The sequence below is a fragment of the Oxalobacter formigenes genome (assembly GCF_002127965.1).
Lineage (GTDB): Bacteria > Pseudomonadota > Gammaproteobacteria > Burkholderiales > Burkholderiaceae_D > Oxalobacter > Oxalobacter formigenes.
In genome coordinates, this window is sequence record NZ_CP018787.1 from 1 (window position 1) to 17,364 (window position 17,364).

A 17,364-nucleotide genomic window follows, 5' to 3' on the forward strand; every position below is an offset into this window, starting at 1 on the left:
GTAATTCCGATTAACGCTCGCACCCTACGTATTACCGCGGCTGCTGGCACGTAGTTAGCCGGTGCTTATTCTTCAGGTACCGTCATCTAATCGGGATATTAGCCCAATCAATTTCTTCCCTGACAAAAGAGCTTTACAACCCGAAGGCCTTCTTCACTCACGCGGCATTGCTGGATCAGGGTTTCCCCCATTGTCCAAAATTCCCCACTGCTGCCTCCCGTAGGAGTCTGGGCCGTGTCTCAGTCCCAGTGTGGCTGATCGTCCTCTCAGACCAGCTACTGATCATCGCCTTGGTAGGCCTTTACCCCACCAACTAGCTAATCAGCTATCGGCCGCTCCAGGAGCGTGAGGCCCGAAGGTCCCCCACTTTCATCCTTAGATCGTATGCGGTATTAGCCAATCTTTCGACTGGTTGTCCCCCACTCTTGGGTACGTTCCGATATATTACTCACCCGTTCGCCACTCGCCATCAGGGTTGCCCCCATGCTGCCGTTCGACTTGCATGTGTAAAGCATGCCGCCAGCGTTCAATCTGAGCCAGGATCAAACTCTTCAGTTCAATCTCTGTTTCGATTGCAATACATTTCTGTATCAATCATTTCTCAAAATACTGACAAGGTTTCTTCTTTCGAAGTCCTTACTTTCTTCTGTGAACGTTTGTTTCTTTAGTTTCGCAACTAACAAACGTCCACGCTTATCATCTGTTTTCTTTTTAAAGATCGTCTCGCTTTACCACCTCTGCTCTTCCAACAAAGCGTTTTGTTTGTCATCAGCACAGAAACGAAATTATGAACCTCTTTTTAATCCTTGTCAACAACTTTTTTTATTTTATTTTTTTAAAACACCAAAAAACAAACTCTAAAATCGCTGCCAACTCCCCACCTTCCTCACCTCAAAACCACTTCAGTGCAGCGGAGAAATGAGATTATGGGCTTACCGCTCATCCTTGTCAACACCATCTCTTCACTTATTTCTTTTTTTGCCTTTTCACAACACTTTTACAACATTGTGACACCTGTGCCTCTTTCTGATCTTTTTGCTTTTGTGAAGACTTCCTATATATATAGAGGTATGCCAAACATTGACATCACTTATATAATTGTTAAAGTGCCTGGCACAGTATTAATTCTTATAGTTCTTTACAGACAATTTCAGAAAGACTTTCCATGAGTTTGAAATGCGGTATCGTCGGTTTGCCTAACGTCGGCAAGTCCACCCTTTTTAACGCCCTGACCAAGGCAGGCATTCCTGCAGAAAATTATCCTTTCTGTACCATCGAGCCCAATGTAGGTATCGTCGAGGTTCCCGATAACAGATTGAATGACCTGGCATCTATCGTCAAACCGGAACGTATCCTGCCCGCTGTTGTCGAATTCGTCGATATCGCCGGTCTTGTTGCCGGTGCATCGAAAGGTGAAGGACTGGGCAACCAGTTTCTGGCCCATATCCGCGAAACGGATGCCATCGTTCAGGTCGTCCGCTGTTTCCAGAACGATAATGTAGTGCACGTCGCAGGCAAAGTCGATCCCTTAAGTGATATCGAAGTCATTCAGACCGAACTGGCGCTGGCCGATCTGAATACCGTTGAAAGAACGATCGCACGGGAAATCAAGAAAGCACAGTCCGGCAATAAAGAATCCGCACGTCTTTGCAATATTCTTGAACGGGTTGCGGCGCATCTGAACAAAGCAGAACCTGTCCGTTCGATGGGGCTCGACAAGGAAGAAATGGAACTGATCCGCCCGTTATGCCTCATTACGGCAAAACCGACGATGTATGTCGCCAACGTTTCCGAAGACGGCTTTACCGACAATCCTTTACTGGACCAACTGAAACAATACGCCGAGTCCCAGAATGCACCGATTGTCGCAATCTGTGCAGCAATTGAATCTGAAATTGTCGAACTGCCTGAAGAAGACCGGGCTGAATTCCTTTCTGATATGGGCATGGACGAACCGGGTTTGAACAGGCTCATCAGGGCCGCGTTCAAACTGCTGGGATTGCAGACATACTTTACAGCAGGAGTAAAAGAAGTCCGCGCATGGACAATTCATATCGGTGATACGGCACCGCAGGCAGCAGGCGTGATTCATACCGATTTTGAACGAGGCTTCATTCGCGCACAAACTATTTCCTTTGACGACTATATCACCTGCAAGGGCGAAGTCGGTGCCAAGGAAGCCGGAAAAATGCGTGCGGAAGGCAAGGAATATATCGTCAAAGACGGTGACGTTCTGAACTTCCTGTTCAATGTGTGATTGATGCTATGAAATTTACAGAGCATATAGTTATATGCTCTTTATTTTTTAAAGCAAACTTACAAAAAAATTTTGAACTTTATTAAGTATCTACAGCGTTTTCCCCATAAAAACATGCTTTATTAATCATCATTATTTTTAGAAATGAAAAGATGTATTTATTGTCGTCAAGAAAAAGATGATGATCAATTCACATTAGAGCATGTTATACCTCAATTTTTAGGGGGTGCTTATACGCCCGAAAGTTTCAAAATTCGAGATGTCTGTAAAAATTGTAATAACAATTTAGGCTTATTTGTAGATGCCGGATTTGAAAAAAATTGGCTTGTCTCAAACAACTTAAGACAAGCAGCCTATGCCTTCTTTGACCCAGAGAATCCTACGGGATTGCCATTAATCTGTATGGGCAATTCTGATCTTGTACCCCCGCAATTACATGAGCATGAAGTATGTGAAACCTGGTTGGGTCCTTTAGGTGAGCAAATATTCTGGATACGACCTCATGATGAACGCTTATTTTGGTATGCCGGAGGCAATCCACGCACAGCAAAGAAAGTCGAGAGCCGAGCTTATTTTTTATTTTCTGAACGCTCTCTAAAAAATCCTCTGATCACTTGGCTAGCATTTCGCGATGCTTTTGAGGGAAGGAGGGTCAAAAAAATCATGTGCACCACTGTTTATGGGTCTAATCCGGAAGACATTGGTTTCAAGCGACCAGATGAATTAGATCAACTACGTATTGTGTTCTTTAATAAAGCATGTGCCGGGATGCAACTAAGGCAAAACCAAATCCCTTTTTACACCCATTTTGATTTCAGGTTTCTTGCTAAACTCGGAATTGGAATTTCTTATGCATTATTTGGAGAAAAGACCCTAAACACCAAATATGCAGACGAACTTTACAAAGGTTTGTGGCACAAAGAAGGAGATCCTCAACCACAAATTAATGGCAAAACAGCTCTATTTCATAAAAGTGATCCGATTTTCCAAAAGCTAACTGGAGAAGAAAATTCAGTGACTATTATTATCCAGCCTTTTCCTGAAGGCATTACGTTAAGTTTAAACTTAGGAACATCGCTAAATTGGATTATCAAATTTGCTGAGTTAAATAACTTATCTTCTAAAGAAATCGAACTTATCAAAGATGGATATGTAATATTGTTATTTCGACAGCTCAAAAGAGGAATTACAATGACCTTGGCAGACTATTTAGCTCATAAGACCGGTTTAAAGAAACATGCTGAACTTCTCGAAATTTCCTCCATGTTTGAGTTACATAAAGATTATTTTAAGAATCTATAAGAAATTTGATTCGAATTACTAAAAGAAAAATGAGAATTCATCAATAAAAAACTGTTAAAAAAAGGCCGCACAAGCGGCCTTTTTTTGTATTCCGGTCTTATTTTTTCTGAAGCCGGTTGAATTTGTCCATGAGCTGTTCAGGTGTTTCCCTGTGCGCCGGATCGCTGACGATACAGTCCATCGGACAAACCTGTTTGCATTGCGGCTCCGGATAATGACCGACACATTCCGTACACTTATCCGGATCGATTTCGCAAACTTTCTTGCCTAATGTAATGGCTTCGTTAGGGCATTCCGGAACGCAGATATCACAACAGATACATTCGTGAGTAATTAATAATGCCATTTACTTGCTGATGTCTTTCGTAAAATTACTGATATATCGGCTTCAGTCAGTCAAATCGCTTACGATTTCATTTCAATGACTTTTTTCTTCAGCCATTTTTCCACTGACGGGAAAACGAACTTGGAAACATCCCCGCCCAAAAAGGCGATTTCACGAACGATTGTACCGGAAATGAACTGATACTGGTCTGAAGGTGTCATGAACAGCGTTTCCGCTTCCGGCATCAAATACCGGTTCATGCCCGCCATCTGGAATTCATATTCAAAATCGGATACGGCACGCAAGCCGCGGATAATCACGCTTGCATTGTGGACTCGGACGAAGTCCTTCAACAGCCCGGTAAAACTTTCGACACGGACGTTCGGGTAATGTCCCAGAACCTCCTTGGCGATTTGCATGCGTTCTTCCATGGAAAAAAACGGTTTTTTGACACGGCTGTCGGCGACTCCGACAATCAATTCGTCAAACAGGCCGGATGCACGACGCACAAGATCCTCATGCCCTCTTGTCAATGGGTCGAATGTTCCCGGGTATACAGCAATAACCATTTTTTACTCTTTCAGAATTGAACTTTGTATATTATGCCTCAAGATTGGCCTGATGCCTTCATTTCAAGAAGATGATAATAAACCTGACCGGCTTTATTTTCCCTGCAAATGTGACATTTTTGCCCTTCCGGCAATAATTGATCCAGTTTTTCATCGCTGACGGCTTCATTCGACTCAACGTAAATCAATCCTCCGTCAGAAAGAAGTTTGACACACATCGGCAAAATCACGGGTAAAAAATTTTCCTGAAAAGGCGGATCGAGAAAAATCACATCAAACCGCTCGTTTGCCTCAATAAGCCGATCAGCAAAAGCGAAGGCATCGGCATGAACGATTTTTACCTGTTCGGCATTCAACTTTTTTTTGACCGCTTCCAGATGGGAATAAGCTGTCCGGCTTTCTTCAACTGTCACCACTTGCGAAAAACCACGGCTGGCCGCTTCAAAACTCAATGCCCCCGTCCCGGCAAACAAATCCAGACAACGCATCCGGCTGAATGTGTTTCCCTTTAAATGCGTGAGCCAGTTGAAAAGCGTTTCTCTTACCCGATCCGGGGTCGGCCTGAGTCCAGGTACGTCTGCAACCGCCAGTGGCGTTCGTTTCCAGATGCCACCGACAATCCGGACCTGATGAACCGTTATTTTGGAAGAAGTTTTTGTTTTGTCTTTTTTTAATGCCATTCTCTTTGATACCGTCATTCGTAAAACCGGCCTGTGTTATTTCTGATTGCCGACTACCACGGTAACCAATTCATTTTCAATCACTTTCTGGTGAAATGCCTTCTGTACATCTTTTATGGTTACCTTTTTGACCTTATCCGTCCAGGTATCCAGATAATCAATCGGCAGGCGATAATAACCAATCATCGAGACCAGATCCAGAATTTTACGGTTGTTATCCATTTTCATGGCAAAACTGTTGACCAGATGGTCTTTTGCCGCCTTCAGTTCAGCCTGTGTCGGTCCATTTTTCAGAAAATTGTCCAATGTTGAATTAACCACTTTCAAAGCCGCGTCGGCCTGTTTCTTTTCCGTTTGCAAACCAATCAGAAAAGGGCCTTTCTGAATCATCGGAGAAAAAGAACTGTACACACCATAAGTCAGCCCCCGTTTTTCACGAACTTCCTGCATGAGGCGGGAAGAAAAACCGCCACCGCCAAGAATGTAATTACCGACTGTCAGCGCAAAAAAATCGGGGTCACCCCGTTTTACTGAAGGCATCCCCATGAGAATATGCGCCTGAGTTGCCGGATGTGGAATGCTATCGGTTTTGGCGACGGTGGTTTTTACCTCCGGCATCACAGGCAAATCGTTTTTTGCAACAGCCAGTTTTTCACTGATCCGGTTGGCAATTTTTTTCGCACCATTTAAATCGGTATCGCCGACAATTGTGATGACGGCCCGGTTGGCGACATAGTGATTCTGGTGAAAGGAAACAAGATCGTCTCTGGAAATGGAATTGACCGTTTCAGGAGTAGCGCTGACGCCATAGGGATGTGACGGATAAATGTTCTTTTTGAAAGCCCTGGCGGCAATGGACTCCGGACGGGTTTCTTCTTCCCTGATGGAAGCGACAAGCCGTGCCTTGTCCCGATTGAGCAGTTCAGCCGGGAAAGAAGGCTTTGCCAACAAATCCGACAACAGTCCGATTGCCCTGTCCGATTGCTCCTGACCGGACAATACCCTCAGGGAATAACCGGCCTTGTCCATATCAACACTGTTGCTTCTCACTGCACCGACATCAGCAAACGTATCGAGAATCTTCGCTTCCGAAATTATCGCACCGCCTGCATCTCTGATGCCCTTGTCCAATGAAGCATTTGTCAGGCCGGCCAATCCGCTTTTTGCAGCCGGATCACGTCTTGAACCGGCATCGAAGTTCACATTGATATCGATAACCGGAATGGCATGCGTTTCGACAAACAGAACCTTTGTTCCATTTTGTGTCGTCCATTGCTGAATGGGAATGGCTGCCCATGCCGTTGTACTGACTCCAAGAAAAAACAGGATACCGACAAGCTTCCCTCTCAATGCCAGGGCAAGAAATTTTTCAGCGATTTTTTTCATATAAAACCTTCATCCATCCGTATAAGGAGCTGTCCTCTTTATTTTTTCTTTTCAGTCAATGCAACTGGCACCAGATTGGCCACTGTCAGTGAATCATCGGAAAAATATTTTTTTGCAACCGCCTGAACCTGTTCCGGTGTCACTTCTTTCAATTTTTCGATAATGCGGTCGATTTGTTTCTGTCCTATTCCCGACATTTCAAATACACCGATTTCCATCGCCTGACCGAACATGGAGTCCCGTTTGTAAATCTGGGAAGAAATCAGTTGTGTTTTGACCCTTTGCAATTCTTCCGGAGAAATGCCTTTCCCGGCAACATTCGCAATTTCCTGCTTCAGTCTTTTTTCCAGTTCGGCCACCGAAACGCCTTTTGCCGGGGTTCCTTCGATGACAAACAATGCCGGGCCACGACTGATGGCCGAATAATCCGCGCCCACTGCAATGGCTACCTGATCCTTTCGAACCAGAGAAGAAGACAGACGCGCATTGTCATAACCATCCAGCACCGTTGCCAGAACATCGAGGGCATAAACGTCACTATCCTTTTCAACATCTTTCAGAGCCGGAACCTTGTATGCCAGAACGACAGAAGGATTTTCTGCGGGTGCCTTGACCGCGACTCGTCTCTCGCCTTTTTGTATCGGTTCAACCTGCGGTTTTGTCGGGACCATTTTTTTCGGCTTGATGCGGCCAAAATGTTTTTCAGCCAGTTTTTTCACTTCCGCCGCTTTCACATCCCCGACGACGACCATCGTGGCATTGTTCGGCGCGTACCATCTTTCATACCAGTTTCGGGCATCGTTTACCGTCATATTCTGCAAATCGTTCATCCAGCCAACGACAGGCCAGTGATAAGGATGGGCATTGAATGCCGTTGCCCGCAATGCTTCGTCGACCAGTGCATTAGGCTGATCGTCCGTCCGCCAGCGGCGTTCTTCCATAACGACCCTGATCTCTTTCTGGAAATCCGCGTCCTTAAATTGCAAATTCTCCATACGGTCCGCTTCCAGCTCCATCATCTTCTCAAGATTTGCCTTCGGAATCTGTTGAAAATAGGCGGTGTAATCCGTATTGGTAAAGGCGTTGTCCTTTCCGCCCAAACCGGCGACGATCTTGGAAAGGCTGCCGTCGGGATATTTTTTCGTTCCCTTGAACATCATGTGTTCAAGCACATGGGCGACGCCCGTCGTTCCGTTCGTTTCATCCATCGAACCGACACGATACCAGACCATATGGGCGACAACCGGAGCCCGGTGATCTTCCCTGACAACGACTTTCATACCGTTGTTCAGGACGAATTCCTGAGCCGGTTCTGCCTGAACGCCATTCTGTACCCAGAATAGGACAAACATCAGACCAAACAACATTTTTCGAATTTTCATATTTGCAGCTCTGCTAGAATGATATTTTCTACGGATCTATTTAAACGTTTTTATTCAGTCTATTTTTGCCAATGTTTAGCTTCTTCAAAAAGAAAACCGGCGATATTCCGCCCGAACAGGATAACAGTGAATCCTCTTTGGCAGACTCGTCATTGACGCCACATGAGTCTTCTGAAGTCTCTCCCGGTAATATAGATGCATCTTCAGGCATTGCCAAGCAAGATACTGAAAAAAAGCAATCCTGGCTGAGTCGCCTCAAAAGCGGGCTTGCCAAAACCTCGGCCAATCTGAATATTTTCGGTGGAACCACCATCGATGAAGAATTGTTCGAAGAACTGGAAACAGCTTTGCTCGTTTCAGATGTCGGAATGCCCGCCACGGAATATCTTCTTGACGAACTTCGCCGGAAAGTGAAAGAAGAAAAGCTGACGCAGCCTTCTGAAATCAAGACGGCACTTGCCGCTTTATTGACCGATCTGCTGGCTCCCTTGCAAAAAAACCTCGAAATCGGCCGCCATAACCCTCTGGTTATCATGATGGCCGGTGTGAATGGCGCAGGTAAAACAACGACCATCGGCAAACTGGCGCAGCACCTGCAAAACAACGATCAGACCGTCCTTCTGGCAGCCGGTGACACTTTCCGTGCTGCCGCACGGGAACAGCTTGCCGTCTGGGGCGACCGGAATAAAATTACCGTCATCGCGCAGGAATCCGGCGATCCGGCTGCCGTCGCTTTCGACGCCGTTCAGTCAGCAAAAGCAAAAAACATCAACGTCGTCATGGTCGACACGGCAGGCAGGTTGCCGACGCAATCGCATTTGATGGAAGAACTTAAAAAGGTAAAACGGGTCATTGGTAAAGGGATGGATGAAGCGCCACACGAAATCATCCTTGTCATCGATGGAAACACGGGGCAAAACGCACTGGCACAGGTCAAGGCATTCGACGAAACCCTGGGCCTGACAGGCCTGATCGTCACGAAGCTGGACGGCACGCCGAAAGGCGGCATTCTGGCTGCCATCGCGAAAAATCATCCTGTTCCCGTTTATTTTATCGGTGTCGGTGAAAAAATCGACGATTTGCAACCCTTTGTTGCCGAAGAATTTTCAAACGCATTGTTGAGCTAATCATGAGCGCAATGATTCAATTTCAAAACGTATCCAAGTGCTATCCGGGCAATATCGTTGCCGTACAGGACGTTTCGCTTTCCATCAGTCAGGGTGAATTCGTCTTTTTGTCAGGCCCATCCGGAGCCGGAAAATCGACCCTGTTGAAAATGATCGCCGCCATCGAGCGGCCGGACACCGGGACATTGACGGTCAATGGACAGGAAATCGGCCAGCTGAAACCGGCGGGCATACCATATCTGAGACGGAATCTGGGCCTGATTCTCCAGAAGCAAAACCTGCTTCCGGACAGAACCATTCTCGCCAATGTCATGCTCCCCATGCTGGTGACCGGCACACCCAAAGACGAAGCCGATTCACGCGCACGGGCCGCCCTTGAAAAAGTGGATCTTGCCCATCGGGCAGAAGCTTTTTCCCCCACTCTGTCAGAAGGGGAACAGCAGCGTGTTGCAGTCGCCCGTGCCATCGTCAACCGGCCGCAAATCATTCTGGCCGACGAACCGACCGCCAATCTCGACCGGGCCAATGCAAACAAGGTCATCGACGCCATTACCTTCTTCCAGTCAGCTGGCGTAACCTGTGTCATTTCAACCCATGATGAGCAGCTCTTCGGCAAAGCGGACCGAATTGTTTTCCTGAATCAGGGAAAAATCGATCATATTGAACAACCCATGAATGGTAAACAAGCATGAATATCTGGTTTACAAATCATATTAATGCCATCGGCAATGCACTTGGCCAGTTTCGCCGTTCCCCCGGACATTTCTTTTTCAATATTCTTGTTCTGGCAATGACACTGGCGCTACCATTCGGTGGCATCACGCTGCTGGATAACATTCAGTCAGTCACAAGGCAATTGTCCGTTTCCCCTGAAATCAGCGTTTTTCTCAAAGCCGACACATCGCCAGCAGACGCTGCCGCTACAGAACAATCCATTACAAAAATATTTCAGGCGAAAAACCAGAATATCGAACTTGTATTCATAGCGAAAGATGCCGCATTGCAATCCCTTCAGAAAAAAACCGGACTTGCAGACGTCGTCGACTCCCTCGGAAGCAATCCACTGCCTGACAGCTACATTATCCGTCTGAAGGACGGTGCAGAAAGCCGCAACCTGTCTGCACAGATCGAATCGGCTGCCGCTCAATTGCAAAAAATCCCTTCCGTCGATAAAGTTCAGGTCGATTCCGACTGGACAAAACGGCTGGCCGCCCTGTTGAGCGTCATGCGAATGGGGCTGTTATTCCTCGCCATCATTCTCAGCGTGGTCGTCATCGTCGTCACGTTCAACACTGTCCGGCTTCAGGTCTTGATGCACCTCGATGAAATTACCGTCTCCTGGCACATCGGCGCCAGCAGGGCCTATATACGGCGTCCGTTTTATTACATGGGCATTTTTCTTGGCCTTTTCTCGGGAATAATCGCTCTCGTACTCATTGATGCATGCCTTTATCCATTCAATACCGTCATTGTTGAACTGGCGCAGCTGTACGGTTCCAGTTTTCAGCTGACACCGGTAAGCCCCCTTGTTTCTGCCATCCTGTTGGCAGGAAGTGCTGCGCTGGGCTGGCTCGGCGCCATCCTGTCTGTCAACCGCCAGCTCTGGAAAATCAACTGAATTTTCAGGACGCCGGTTTTGCGTTTTTCCATTCAAATGAGATAAAACAAAAGATCGGCGACCCTTTTCGAATAAAGTGAATGCTTCCCCGATGAAAGTTCCGTTTCTTTCAAAATCGGACAGCTCTGTTCATAATTAGCACTCTCATCACAAGAGTGCTAAAATAGAGCTTAATTAATTCAACCAAATAAAAAACAAAGGAGGAAGAATGAGCGCAAAGTCCGCACAAGCTTCATTGCTGCCGGTTAGCCGTCATGCCTTGGCTCCTGTTTTGACAGGTTCACTGGGTAATATTGAGGCTTACATCGCGGAAATCAACCGCTTGCCGATGTTGACTCAGGAACGTGAAACCGAACTGGCACAGCGTTACCATGAAAATAACGATCTCGCCGCGGCACAGGAACTCGTCCTGTCACATCTGAGACTGGTGGCTTCGATTGCCCGCAATTATCTCGGTTACGGCCTTCCACACGCCGACCTGATACAGGAAGGCAATATCGGATTGATGAAAGCCGTCAAACGTTTCGATCCGAAAATGGGCGTTCGACTGGTTTCGTATGCCATTCACTGGATCAAGGCTGAAATACATGAATACATTCTCCGCAACTGGAGAATGGTCAAGGTCGCGACAACCAAGGCGCAAAGAAAGCTGTTTTTCAACTTGCGCAGTCATAAAAGCGGCAATGAGGCCATGACAAGAGAACAGATTCGTTCCCTTGCCGAAAAACTGAATGTGAAAGATGAAGAAGTTTCCGAAATGGAAACGCGATTAAGCGGTCACGACATCGCTTTGGAAACGCAGCATGACGATGATGACGACAATTTCGCACCGATCGCGTATCTTTCATCTGAACAAACAGAACCGACGCGGGTTCTGGAAGCCAAACAGCATGATCGCCTGCAATCGGAAGGTCTGGCTGAAGCATTGGACAAACTGGATGACCGGTCAAAACGGATCATCGAGGCCCGCTGGCTGAAAAATGACGACGGCAGTGGCGCGACGCTGCACGATCTGGCTGAAGAATTCGGCGTTTCAGCCGAACGCATTCGTCAGATAGAAGCCGCCGCGCTGAAAAAAATGAAAAATACATTGGCCGCTTTCAGTTAAAAAGGTGCTTCACGCACCTTTTTAATTTTCCGGATAATTTCGTCCATAAAACTGCATCACTTTTTCCCCTGCTGGCAAGGAACTGTCTTTTTTAAAAGCATGAGCGACAATAATTTCGAATCCCAGCGATAAGTTCCCATTGCCGTCCCGGCTCTTTTCAAGCGATTTCAACAGTTTTTCATATTCGTTTTTTCCGAAAAGTCCCATGCGACGACCGGACATGGCATTCCCGCCGAAAGCTCGCACATCCGACAGCAATTTTTCCACGTCTTTATACGTAACATCGATCCATTCTCTCTCCAGCACCGGCTCCGTAAAACCGGCCTCGACCAGACCATCTCCCAGCGGAATCATGTCTGCAAATGAATGGACATGGGAATAAGAGTCGATGTTGGAAAAAGACTTTTTCAACTCCTCAAAAGTACCACTGCCGAAACAGGAAAACATCAAAAGCCCATTCGGCTTCAAAACACGATTCCATTCCCTGAAAACCTCAATGGGTGCAGGATGCCAGTGCAAAGCCAGATTGGACCAGATCAAATCGATCGAATTCGCTTCAAGCGGCAAAACCGCGAAATTCCCGCATACGAAACCTGTTACCGATCCGGATTTTTCCTGTTGCGCCTTAACCAGAACGGGCCATGACATATCGAGCCCAATCATATGAGCGCCGTCAAAACGCTTTGCCAGAAGAAGCGTATCCGCTGAATAACCGCATCCCGCATCCAGAATATAAGACGGATCGATTCTGACCAGCGACAAACGCTCGTCCATTCGGCTCGCGACTTCGCGTCTCATGAACTGTGAATCTCCGGTTTTCTCCGGTCTGTCAAATAATGATCGAACCTTTTCTAACTCAACAGGCATACAATCCACTTCTTTAAATGATCCGTTATCGAACAGTCAGTGTAATAATGATGTCCTGGATGGCATTGATGAATAAACAGATTTTACAGACAAGATGGAATACATGACGATGAATTTTAATTTTCTTCAATGTATTCCTTTCCTGACCGGGCTCATCAAAAACATTCCATCGCCCTGCGCCTTGTGTCATTCCGACAGTAACGACGGGATTTGTGACGATTGTTATCACCGGTACTTCTCTGCACAATGTCCGCGCTGTTCTAGATGCGCAAATGCCCTCCCCTTTCACGATCCTGAAAATGAGAATTTGCTGTGTGGTGATTGTGTGAAAAAACTCCCGTCGTTCGATGAAACGATTGTCGCTATCGATTATGAACCACCATTGGACCAACTCGTCCATTTGCTGAAATTCCATGCCAACTTGACCATGGCACCCATTATGGGAAAGCTGATAGTCAAGGCAATCGGGAAAAACAGGCGTCCGGTTTGCCCCGACTTTCTCATTGCCGTACCCCTTGGAAAACGACGACTGATCGAAAGAGGTTTCAACCAGTCTCTGGAAATAGCCAAAACACTTTCCCGTTCCCTGAAAGCCGATCTCGTTTTCGATCTGGTTGAAAGAATCCGGGAAACGGAAAAACAATCGACTATTTCGTTTAAAGAAAGAAAAAAGAACGTCCGTAACGCCTTCGGGATTGTTGAAACCAACAGGCACCTGATTCACAACAGCCACATCGGAATCATCGACGATGTCATGACAACTGGCGAGACACTCGAAGAAATTGCCGCCTTGCTGAAAAAAGCCGGGGCAGCACGGATTACCAATTTTGTTTTTGCCCGCACTCCACCCAAAAATTTGCAGGAGATTTAAATTGTTTCATGTCGTACTGGTAGAACCCGAAATACCGCCCAACACCGGCAATATCATCCGGCTTTGCGCCAATTCAGGAGCACAACTCCACCTGATCGAGCCCCTCGGCTTTCCGCTCGACGATGCAAAAATGCGCCGTGCCGGTCTGGACTATCATGAGTTTGCCACCATGAAAGTCTATAAAAACTGGAATGACTTTCTGGAAAAAATGACGCCAGACCCTTCCCGTATGTTCGCTTTCACGACCCGTGGAAGTTCGATCTTTTCCACACTGGAATTCAGGCCCGGAGATATGTTCATTTTCGGTTCCGAAACCAAAGGACTGTCTCCTGAAATTCATGCCTTTTTTCAGGACGGCCACCGTGTACGGCTGCCGATGAGACCGGACAACCGGAGCCTGAACCTGTCCAACAGTGTTGCGATTGCCGTTTATGAAGCCTGGCGGCAAAACGGATTCACCGGGGGCAATTGAACACAAGACAAATAAAAAACCCGGTTTTGAATATCTTTATTCAAAACCGGGTCAGGTACTAAAGGAAAGAAACTAGCCGAACATACCCTTGATCTTGTCCATCCAGGATTTCGCCTGAGGAGTATGTCTTGCGCCACCTTCGACAACCAGTTTGTCGAATTCACGCATCAATTCTTTTTCCCTGTCAGTCAGCTTGACAGGCGTTTCCACTTTTACATGGCAATACAGATCACCGGGCTGTGAGGCACGGACGCCCTTGATGCCTTTTCCGCGCAGACGGAAGGTTTTGCCTGTTTGAGTCCCTTCAGGAATATTGAAGGCAAGCCTGCTGCCCAAAGTCGGGACTTCGATTTCACCGCCCAAAGCGGCAATACCGAAAGAGATCGGAATTTCGCAATGAAGGTCATCCCCTTCACGCCGGAAAATGGCATGCGGCAATACCCGGATTTCGACATACAGGTCGCCCGGAGGCCCACCATTCTGACCCGGTTCGCCATTTCCTGCCGAACGGATACGCATTCCATCGGCAATACCTGCCGGAATCTTGACTTCGAGCGTCTTGTTTCTGCGGATTTTCCCGGCCCCCATACAGGTCGGACACGGTTCCTTGATCTCCTTGCCTGTTCCATGACACGTCGGGCAAGGTTGCTGGATACTGAAAAACCCCTGCTGCATCCGTACCTGCCCCTGACCGCCGCAGGTTGTACAGGTCGTCGGCGACGTACCGGGTTTTGCACCCGAGCCATGACAGGTTCCGCAGTTATCCCATGAAGGGACACGAATTGTTTTGGTACTGCCCTTGGCCGCTTCGTCAAGCGTGATATCAAGGTTGTAACGCATATCGGCGCCACGGTACATTTGCGGACTGCCACTTCTCTGTCCGCCACGTCCACCGCCGCCGAAAATATCGCCAAAGATGTCGCCAAACGCGTCGGAGAAATCAGCCGCACCCGCGCCGCCCGGATGCCCCCCCATATTCATATTGGGATCGACACCTGCATGACCGAAACGGTCATACGCTTCGCGCTTGTGCTCGTCCGAAAGCATTTCATATGCTTCCTTGACTTCCTTGAACTTTTCTTCAGCCGTTTTGCTGTCGGGATTGCGATCGGGATGATACTTCATCGCAAGCTTGCGATAAGCCTTTTTAATTTCATCATCCGAGGCATTTTTTGCAACCCCTAAAACCTCGTAAAAATCTCGCTTTGCCATCTTGTCCCACATAAAAAAAAGCGATTGTCGCAAAATCAGAATGTTCCAGATACCATTGTCGTTTCCAGAAGGAGCAGATTGGCATCGACATATCCGAAACTACGAAACCACAACGCCGGGCAGAAAATTCAATTCATTTTGATTTTCCTGCCCGGCGGATAAAGGCTGACAGTTTATCAGTCTTTGTCTTTTACTTCCTTGAAGTCTGCATCGACAACATCGTCTTCCAGTTCAGGTTCCGGTGCCGCTCCGGCCGAAGCGCCAGCTCCAGCCGCACCTGCAGCAGCCCCTTCCGGTGCCTGATCAGCGTACATCTTTTCACCCAGTTTCTGCGCAGCGGCAGAAAGTGCACTCATCTTCGAATCGATATCCGCCTTGTCGTCACCCTTCAAGGATTCTTCCAGATCCTTGATGGCGCTTTCAATGCTTTCTTTCGCAGGAGCATCCAGCTTGTCGCCATACTCTTCCATCGATTTTTTCGTCGTATGGACCAGTGCATCACCCTGATTGCGGGCTTCGGTCAATTCACGAACCTTGTGATCTTCCGCTGCATTGACTTCGGCATCCTTGATCATCCGCTGGATTTCGTCTTCCGACAGACCGGAATTCGCCTTGATGGTGATCTTGTTTTCCTTGCCGGTAGCCTTGTCTTTCGCACTGACATGCAAAATACCGTTGGCGTCGATATCGAAAGTCACTTCGATTTGCGGCATACCGCGTGGAGAAGCCGGAATACCTTCCAGATTAAATTCACCCAAAGCCTTGTTGCCGGCAGCCATTTCACGTTCACCCTGATAGACCTTGATCGTTACGGCAGGCTGATTGTCTTCAGCTGTCGAGAAAATCTGGCTGAACTTGGTTGGAATGGTCGTGTTTTTCTGGATCATCTTCGTCATGACACCACCCAGGGTTTCGATACCCAGAGACAACGGGGTCACATCCAGCAGCAACAGGTCTTTACGATCGCCGGAAAGAACCGCACCCTGCAAAGCTGCACCGACAGCAACCGCTTCATCAGGGTTGATGTCTTTACGAGGTTCCTTACCGAAAAACGCCTTGACCTTGTCCTGAACGGCAGGCATACGGGTCATACCGCCGACCAGAATGACATCGTCAATATCGGAAACGGAAAGACCCGCATCTTTCAAGGCAATACGGCATGGTTCGATCGTCTGGTCAATCAGGCCTTCAGCCAGAGATTCCAGTTTTGCACGGGTCAGTTTCATGTTCAGATGAACTGGCGCGCCATTTGCCATCGCAATATATGGTTCATTGATTTCCGTCTGTTGCGAAGACGACAGTTCGATTTTCGCTCTTTCAGCGGAAGCCTTGATACGTTGCAGGGCAATCGGATCTTTCTTCAGGTCAATACCGTTGATCTTGTTGAATTCATCAATGATGAAGTCGATGATACGCTGGTCGAAATCTTCACCGCCGAGGAAGGTATCGCCGTTGGTCGACAAAACTTCAAACTGTTTGTCGCCATCCAGATCGGCGATTTCGATAATGGAAATATCGAAGGTACCGCCACCGAGGTCATAAACGGCAATTTTCTTGTCGCCCTTGCCAGCCTTGTCCAGACCGAACGCCAAAGCGGCCGCCGTCGGTTCGTTGATGATACGTTTGACGTCCAGACCGGCGATACGGCCCGCATCCTTGGTTGCCTGACGTTGTGCATCGTTAAAATAGGCCGGAACGGTAATGACAGCTTCGGTCACTTCTTCACCGAGGTAATCTTCAGCCGTTTTCTTCATTTTGCGCAAAACTTCGGCAGACACCTGGGGAGGAGCCAGTTTCTTGTCGTTCAGAACGGAAACCCATGCATCATTGTTCTCAGCCTTGATAATGGAAAAAGGCATGATCGGGATGTCACGCTGGACTTCCTTGTCGTCGAATTTACGGCCGATCAGACGTTTGATCGCATACAGCGTATTCTTCGGATTGGTGACAGCCTGACGTTTGGCAGGTGCGCCAACCAGAATTTCGCCATCGTCCAGATAAGCGATGACGGAAGGTGTCGTACGATTACCTTCAGAGTTTTCGACAACACGTGGCTGGCTACCTTCAATAATGGCGACGCAGGAATTGGTCGTTCCCAGGTCGATACCGATGATTTTTGACATATTCTTTCCTTTCAATACCGTAAATTTTTTCAGGATTGGGTGTGAAAACCTCAACCGAATGATCT

At 47.5% G+C, this 17,364-nt stretch carries 16 protein-coding genes and 1 other annotated feature; of the genes, 8 read left to right on the forward strand and 8 right to left on the reverse strand.

Annotated features, from left to right (window positions below):
* Window positions 1-558, reverse strand: a sequence feature (16S ribosomal RNA rRNA prediction is too short).
* 607 nt (window positions 559-1,165) lie between these two features.
* Together ychF and BRW83_RS00020 are read left to right on the forward strand one after the other, a co-directional pair.
* Window positions 1,166-2,257, forward strand: a complete 1,092-nt coding sequence (ychF, locus tag BRW83_RS00015) for a redox-regulated ATPase YchF (protein ID WP_005882730.1) — start codon at window positions 1,166-1,168, stop codon at window positions 2,255-2,257.
* Window positions 2,258-2,401: 144 nt separating this feature from the next.
* Window positions 2,402-3,559: an HNH endonuclease gene (locus BRW83_RS00020; protein WP_005882728.1), complete on the forward strand. Its 1,158-nt coding sequence runs from the start codon at window positions 2,402-2,404 to the stop codon at window positions 3,557-3,559.
* Window positions 3,560-3,656: 97 nt separating this feature from the next.
* On the opposite strand, the gene BRW83_RS00025 is transcribed toward BRW83_RS00020, so the two are convergent.
* Genes BRW83_RS00025 through BRW83_RS00045 form a run of 5 tightly spaced genes read right to left on the reverse strand, consistent with a single transcriptional unit; the run spans window position 3,657 to window position 7,901 of the window.
* Window positions 3,657-3,905 (reverse strand): YfhL family 4Fe-4S dicluster ferredoxin, encoded by a 249-nt coding sequence (locus BRW83_RS00025; protein ID WP_005882726.1) that lies wholly within the window; start codon window positions 3,903-3,905, stop codon window positions 3,657-3,659.
* A gap of 59 nt (window positions 3,906-3,964) precedes the next feature.
* Complete coding sequence (gene coaD / locus BRW83_RS00030) at window positions 3,965-4,453, reverse strand: pantetheine-phosphate adenylyltransferase (RefSeq protein WP_005882724.1); 489 nt, start codon at window positions 4,451-4,453, stop codon at window positions 3,965-3,967.
* 38 nt (window positions 4,454-4,491) lie between these two features.
* A complete protein-coding gene (gene rsmD, locus BRW83_RS00035; protein WP_050757806.1) occupies window positions 4,492-5,133 on the reverse strand; it encodes a 16S rRNA (guanine(966)-N(2))-methyltransferase RsmD in 642 nt (213 codons plus the stop codon).
* Between the two features lie 36 nt (window positions 5,134-5,169).
* Window positions 5,170-6,519, reverse strand: a complete 1,350-nt coding sequence (locus tag BRW83_RS00040; protein WP_005882719.1) for a M16 family metallopeptidase — start codon at window positions 6,517-6,519, stop codon at window positions 5,170-5,172.
* 38 nt (window positions 6,520-6,557) lie between these two features.
* Complete coding sequence (locus BRW83_RS00045; RefSeq protein ID WP_005882717.1) at window positions 6,558-7,901, reverse strand: M16 family metallopeptidase; 1,344 nt, start codon at window positions 7,899-7,901, stop codon at window positions 6,558-6,560.
* A 71-nt stretch (window positions 7,902-7,972) separates the two neighbouring features.
* Here BRW83_RS00045 and ftsY point away from each other — a divergent pair, with 71 nt between their 5' ends.
* From ftsY to rpoH, 4 genes are all read left to right on the forward strand, one after another.
* Window positions 7,973-9,028 carry a signal recognition particle-docking protein FtsY gene (gene ftsY / locus BRW83_RS00050; protein WP_005882714.1) on the forward strand — a complete coding sequence of 352 codons (1,056 nt, stop codon included), beginning with the start codon at window positions 7,973-7,975 and terminating at the stop codon, window positions 9,026-9,028.
* Between the two features lie 11 nt (window positions 9,029-9,039).
* Window positions 9,040-9,720 (forward strand): cell division ATP-binding protein FtsE, encoded by a 681-nt coding sequence (locus tag BRW83_RS00055; RefSeq protein WP_036604126.1) that lies wholly within the window; start codon window positions 9,040-9,042, stop codon window positions 9,718-9,720.
* Entirely contained in the window at window positions 9,717-10,646 is a 930-nt protein-coding gene (locus BRW83_RS00060) for a cell division protein FtsX (protein WP_005882710.1), read from the forward strand. The genes BRW83_RS00055 and BRW83_RS00060 overlap by 4 nt, the downstream gene beginning before the upstream one ends.
* A 208-nt stretch (window positions 10,647-10,854) precedes the next feature.
* Window positions 10,855-11,754, forward strand: coding sequence for an RNA polymerase sigma factor RpoH (rpoH, locus tag BRW83_RS00065; RefSeq protein ID WP_005882708.1), 900 nt, complete (start codon window positions 10,855-10,857; stop codon window positions 11,752-11,754).
* 21 nt (window positions 11,755-11,775) lie between these two features.
* On the opposite strand, the gene BRW83_RS00070 is transcribed toward rpoH, so the two are convergent.
* On the reverse strand, window positions 11,776-12,552 hold the full coding sequence (locus tag BRW83_RS00070; protein ID WP_050757757.1) for a methyltransferase domain-containing protein: 777 nt from the start codon (window positions 12,550-12,552) through the stop codon (window positions 11,776-11,778).
* A 178-nt stretch (window positions 12,553-12,730) separates the two neighbouring features.
* On the opposite strand from BRW83_RS00070, the gene BRW83_RS00075 reads away from it, so the two are divergent.
* Window positions 12,731-13,492 carry a phosphoribosyltransferase family protein gene (locus BRW83_RS00075; RefSeq protein ID WP_005882704.1) on the forward strand — a complete coding sequence of 254 codons (762 nt, stop codon included), beginning with the start codon at window positions 12,731-12,733 and terminating at the stop codon, window positions 13,490-13,492.
* 1 nt (window position 13,493) lies between these two features.
* Window positions 13,494-13,964, forward strand: coding sequence for a tRNA (cytidine(34)-2'-O)-methyltransferase (locus BRW83_RS00080; protein WP_005882702.1), 471 nt, complete (start codon window positions 13,494-13,496; stop codon window positions 13,962-13,964).
* 72 nt (window positions 13,965-14,036) lie between these two features.
* Here the strand turns inward: BRW83_RS00080 and dnaJ are convergent, their stop codons facing one another.
* Entirely contained in the window at window positions 14,037-15,176 is a 1,140-nt protein-coding gene (dnaJ, locus tag BRW83_RS00085; RefSeq protein WP_005882700.1) for a molecular chaperone DnaJ, read from the reverse strand.
* Window positions 15,177-15,352: 176 nt separating this feature from the next.
* Window positions 15,353-17,299 carry a molecular chaperone DnaK gene (gene dnaK, locus BRW83_RS00090; RefSeq protein WP_005882698.1) on the reverse strand — a complete coding sequence of 649 codons (1,947 nt, stop codon included), beginning with the start codon at window positions 17,297-17,299 and terminating at the stop codon, window positions 15,353-15,355.
* Between the last annotated feature and the right edge of the window lie 65 nt (window positions 17,300-17,364).

Coding starts and splice junctions, on each gene's coding strand:
- coaD (WP_005882724.1), bottom strand. CDS start 4,453: ATGGTTATTGCTGTATACCCGGGAACATTCGACCCATTGACAAGAGGG.
- BRW83_RS00020 (WP_005882728.1), top strand. CDS start 2,402: ATGAAAAGATGTATTTATTGTCGTCAAGAAAAAGATGATGATCAATTC.
- ychF (WP_005882730.1), top strand. CDS start 1,166: ATGAGTTTGAAATGCGGTATCGTCGGTTTGCCTAACGTCGGCAAGTCC.
- BRW83_RS00045 (WP_005882717.1), bottom strand. CDS start 7,901: ATGAAAATTCGAAAAATGTTGTTTGGTCTGATGTTTGTCCTATTCTGG.
- BRW83_RS00055 (WP_036604126.1), top strand. CDS start 9,040: ATGATTCAATTTCAAAACGTATCCAAGTGCTATCCGGGCAATATCGTT.
- dnaJ (WP_005882700.1), bottom strand. CDS start 15,176: ATGGCAAAGCGAGATTTTTACGAGGTTTTAGGGGTTGCAAAAAATGCC.
- BRW83_RS00075 (WP_005882704.1), top strand. CDS start 12,731: ATGAATTTTAATTTTCTTCAATGTATTCCTTTCCTGACCGGGCTCATC.
- ftsY (WP_005882714.1), top strand. CDS start 7,973: ATGTTTAGCTTCTTCAAAAAGAAAACCGGCGATATTCCGCCCGAACAG.
- rsmD (WP_050757806.1), bottom strand. CDS start 5,133: ATGGCATTAAAAAAAGACAAAACAAAAACTTCTTCCAAAATAACGGTT.
- BRW83_RS00025 (WP_005882726.1), bottom strand. CDS start 3,905: ATGGCATTATTAATTACTCACGAATGTATCTGTTGTGATATCTGCGTT.
- BRW83_RS00040 (WP_005882719.1), bottom strand. CDS start 6,519: ATGAAAAAAATCGCTGAAAAATTTCTTGCCCTGGCATTGAGAGGGAAG.
- BRW83_RS00060 (WP_005882710.1), top strand. CDS start 9,717: ATGAATATCTGGTTTACAAATCATATTAATGCCATCGGCAATGCACTT.
- rpoH (WP_005882708.1), top strand. CDS start 10,855: ATGAGCGCAAAGTCCGCACAAGCTTCATTGCTGCCGGTTAGCCGTCAT.
- BRW83_RS00070 (WP_050757757.1), bottom strand. CDS start 12,552: ATGAGACGCGAAGTCGCGAGCCGAATGGACGAGCGTTTGTCGCTGGTC.
- dnaK (WP_005882698.1), bottom strand. CDS start 17,299: ATGTCAAAAATCATCGGTATCGACCTGGGAACGACCAATTCCTGCGTC.